The following is a 3948-nucleotide window of genomic DNA, read 5'->3' on the forward strand; positions in this document are numbered from 1 at the left end:
CGGCGCCCTGCTCGGCTGCGCCTGCGCGATCGGGGCGCTGTACGCGGACGCCCGGGACGCGGACGTGGCGGCGCTGGACGGGTTCGGCCGGGAGGCGGGACTGGCCTTCCAGCTCATCGACGACGTGATCGGCATATGGGGCGACCCGCGCCGCACCGGCAAGCCGGCCGGCGCGGATCTGGCCGCCCGCAAGAAGTCGTTGCCGGTGGTCGCCGCGCTCACCTCCGGCACCCCGGAGGCCGCGGAACTCGCCGCCGTGTACACGGCCCCGCACCACGAGGAGGACGACCTGGAGGAGATCGCGCTGGCCGTGGAGCGGGCGGGCGGCCGGGACTGGGCGCAGACCCAGGCGGCCGACCGGATGGCCCGGGCGATGCAGGAAGTGGCCCGCGCGGTGCCCGACCCGGAGGCGGCGGGTGGGCTGCTGGCCCTGGCCGAGTTCGTGACACGGCGCACCACCTGACGGCCCTTCGGCCGTCTCCCCGGCCCCGGAGCCGCGGGGCCGTGCGGCTCCTGACCCCGCACGGCACCGTGGCTCCGGCCCGGCGGGTCCCGCACTTCCCCACGATGTGCGGGGCCCGCCCTCCCCACCTCCGTCCCGCACTAGGCTCAACGTCCGTACGTTCAACGATGGTTGAGGCGAAGGGGCGGACATGGGCGTGGAGATCCGGACGGCTGGGGACGGAGACCGGGAGCTGATCGTCCGGCTCCTGGACGAGGCGTTCCAGGACGACCCGGTCAGTGGCTGGATCTTCCCCGGCGACGAGTACCGCCGTACGACGCACCACAGGCTCATGGCGGCCTTCACCGACGTCGTGCTCGCCGAGGGGCGCATCGACCTCACCGAGGACGGCTCGGCGTGCGCGCTGTGGATGTCCGTACCGGCGGACGGCCCCGGGCACGGCGAGGAGCAGCCGGACGATGATTTCGCGCGGATACGCCAGGACGTCGACCCGGACAACGAGCGGGTGGAGCTGATCGGCCGGCTCACCGCGGACATCCACCCCTCGGGACGGGCCCACGCGTACCTGTGGATGATCGGCGTGGCACCCGGCCGCCAGGGCGAGGGGCTCGGCACCGCGCTGATCGGCTCCGTCCTCGACCGCTGCGACCGGGAAGGGCTGGCGGCGTACCTGGAGGCGAGCAGCGAGCGCAGTGCCCGCCTGTACCGGCGCCTCGGTTTCGAGACCGCCGGAGAGCCCCTGGCCCTCCCGGACGGCCCGTACATGTGGCCCATGTGGCGCGAACCCCGCATCACCGGCTGACGGACCGGCCGGTCCGGGGCCGGAGAGCCGGCCGTCGGCGGGCCCGGGACCCCGGAAGGGACGTTCGGCCCTGGCCGCCGGCGCGCGTCCGGACTTCACTGGCTCGCCGGTAGCGCCCGCCGGCCGTACCGAGGGATCCGGCGGGTGTCGGACGACGAGGCCGGCGGGGGCGTGACGATGACAACGACGGGCGGCGACGGCACGACGGGCGGGAACATCGCGGTGGTGGGGCACGCCGACCTGACCCCGGACGCGCTCCTGCTGGTGGAGTCCGCGTTGCGTACCCGGCTGGCGCGGCGGCCCGTCCCGGCCATGGCCATGGTGCGCACCGGCGCGGGAACGCCCCTGGCGTCCGGTCGGGCCGCGCGGGCGTCGGGGTGTCCGCTGGCCGTGGTGCTCCCCACGCGTATCGGGGCGCCCGCCCTGCCGCCCCGGCGGGACCGGATGGCGGCCGGCGAACTGCTGACCCTCGCCGACGAGGTGCGCCTGCTGACCTACGACCCGGTGGACCGCGACTCCTGCATCGGCGCGGACGAACGGCTCGTCGCCTCCAGCGGTCTCCTCCTGGCCGTCTGGGACGGTTCCCCGTCCAACGGCCGCGACGCCACCGCCCACCTGGTGACCTACGCCCGCGCCCGGGGCGTCCCCGTGGAGATCGTGTGGCCCGCGGGGGCCGCCCGGGAAGCGCCGCCGGCCCTCCGCGCGGAGGGCTGACGGCGGGAACAGGGACCATCGGCCCCCGCCCGGGGACCTTCGCAGGGACCCTTCGACCCATGTGGACCCCTCTCCCCGCCGCCGATCATGGGCGCGCGAAACAGCCTGGGGAGGAAGACGTCCGGTGGACGAGATACGCATGGAGAAGGTCGGAGCCGCGGAGGACGGACGACCCCGTCCGGTGCCGCCGCCCGAAGGGGCCGCCACGGGGAAACCGGCGGTGCGCCGGGCCGCGTGGGTGGACTGGCTGACCACCACCGACCACAAGAAGATCGGCACGCTGTACCTGGTCAGCGCGTTCGTGTTCTTCATCGTCGGCGGGGTCATGGCGCTGATGATGCGCGCCGAACTCGCCCGGCCGGGACTGCAGATCATGTCGAACGAGCAGTTCAACCAGGCGTTCACGATGCACGGCTCGATCATGCTGCTGATGTTCGCGATGCCGCTGTTCACGGGCTTCGCCAACTGGATCATGCCGCTGCAGATCGGCGCGCCCGACGTGGCTTTCCCGCGGCTGAACATGCTGGCCTTCTGGCTGTTCCTGTTCGGCTCCTCGATCGCCGCCGCCGGTTTCCTCACCCCGGGAGGAGCCGCCGACTTCGGCTGGTTCCTGTACGCCCCGCTGTCGAACGCGGTCTACTCACCGGGCATCGGCGCCGACCTGTGGATCATGGGCGTGGCCCTCTCCGGCTTCGGCTCGATCCTGGGCGCGGTCAACTTCATCACCACGATCATCTGCATGCGCGCGCCGGGCATGACGATGTTCCGCATGCCGATCTTCACCTGGAACGTGCTGCTGACGGCGCTGCTGGTGCTGATCGTGTTCCCGGTGCTGGCGGCGGCGCTGTTCGCGCTGGAGTGCGACCGGAAGTTCGGCAGTCACATCTTCGACTCGGCCAACGGCGGGGCGCTGCTGTGGCAGCACCTGTTCTGGTTCTTCGGCCATCCCGAGGTGTACATCCTGGCGCTGCCGTTCTTCGGCATCGTCTCCGAGGTGATCCCGGTCTTCTCCCGCAAGCCGATGTTCGGCTACATGGGCCTGATCGGCGCGACCATCGCGATCGCGGGTCTGTCGGTGACGGTGTGGGCGCACCACATGTACGTCACCGGCGGTGTGCTGCTGCCGTTCTTCGCCTTCATGACGATGCTGATCGCGGTGCCCACGGGCGTGAAGTTCTTCAACTGGATCGGCACCATGTGGAAGGGCTCGCTCAGCTTCGAGACCCCGATGCTGTGGACGCTGGGCTTCCTGATCACCTTCCTCTTCGGCGGCCTGACCGGCGTCATCCTGGCCTCGCCCCCGCTGGACTTCCACGTCTCCGACACCTACTTCGTCGTCGCGCACTTCCACTACACCGTCTTCGGCACGGTCGTGTACGCGATGTTCGCCGGCTTCCACTTCTGGTGGCCGAAGTTCACCGGCAAGATGCTCGACGAACGCCTCGGCAAGATCACCTTCTGGACCCTCACGGCCGGTTTCCACCTGACCTTCCTGGTCCAGCACTGGCTGGGCGTCGAGGGCATGCCCCGCCGCTACGCGGACTACCTCGCCGCCGACGGCTTCACCGCCCTGAACACCCTGTCCTCCATCGGTTCGTTCCTGCTCGGCCTGTCGGTCCTGCCGTTCTTCTACAACGTCTGGAGGACGGCCAAGTACGGCAAGCCGGTCGGTGTCGACGACCCCTGGGGTTACAGCCGTTCGCTGGAGTGGGCGACCTCCTGCCCGCCCCCGCGCCACAACTTCACCACCCTGCCGAAGATCCGCAGCGAGTCCCCGGCGTTCGACCTGCACCACCCCGAGATCGCCGCGCTCGAACCGGCGAGGTGAGCCGTGCCGCAGCCCGTACTGGCCCTGGGGTGCGCGGTGGTGACGGCCGCCGGATCGGTCTGGTACCTGCCGGCCCTCACCGACCTGCGCGCCGGAGCCGACCGGCCGTTGTCCCGCCGTACGGCGGCGCTCGCCTGCCTG

At 71.6% G+C, this 3948-nt stretch carries 4 protein-coding genes; all 4 read left to right on the forward strand.

The window, feature by feature from the left end; translation table 11 throughout:
- The coding region (locus tag B7767_RS40565; protein ID WP_179167513.1) for a polyprenyl synthetase family protein at positions 1–463 on the forward strand (463 nt) is incomplete at its 5' end.
- A gap of 190 nt (positions 464–653) precedes the next feature.
- Complete coding sequence (locus tag B7767_RS40570; protein WP_085576277.1) at positions 654–1265, forward strand: GNAT family N-acetyltransferase; 612 nt, start codon at positions 654–656, stop codon at positions 1263–1265.
- Positions 1266–1442: 177 nt separating this feature from the next.
- Entirely contained in the window at positions 1443–1979 is a 537-nt protein-coding gene (locus B7767_RS40575; protein WP_085576279.1) for a hypothetical protein, read from the forward strand.
- Between the two features lie 124 nt (positions 1980–2103).
- Positions 2104–3807, forward strand: a complete 1704-nt coding sequence (gene ctaD, locus B7767_RS40580) for a cytochrome c oxidase subunit I (protein WP_085576278.1) — start codon at positions 2104–2106, stop codon at positions 3805–3807.
- Positions 3808–3948 lie beyond the last annotated feature (141 nt).

This window comes from Streptomyces sp. 13-12-16, assembly GCF_002114215.1.
In the GTDB taxonomy this organism is placed as follows: Bacteria; Actinomycetota; Actinomycetes; order Streptomycetales; family Streptomycetaceae; genus Streptomyces.

What these genes read in the sequence shown, in the direction of transcription:
- B7767_RS40575 (WP_085576279.1), top strand. Translation starts at nt 1,443, where the DNA reads ATGACAACGACGGGCGGCGACGGCACGACGGGCGGGAACATCGCGGTG.
- B7767_RS40570 (WP_085576277.1), top strand. Translation starts at nt 654, where the DNA reads ATGGGCGTGGAGATCCGGACGGCTGGGGACGGAGACCGGGAGCTGATC.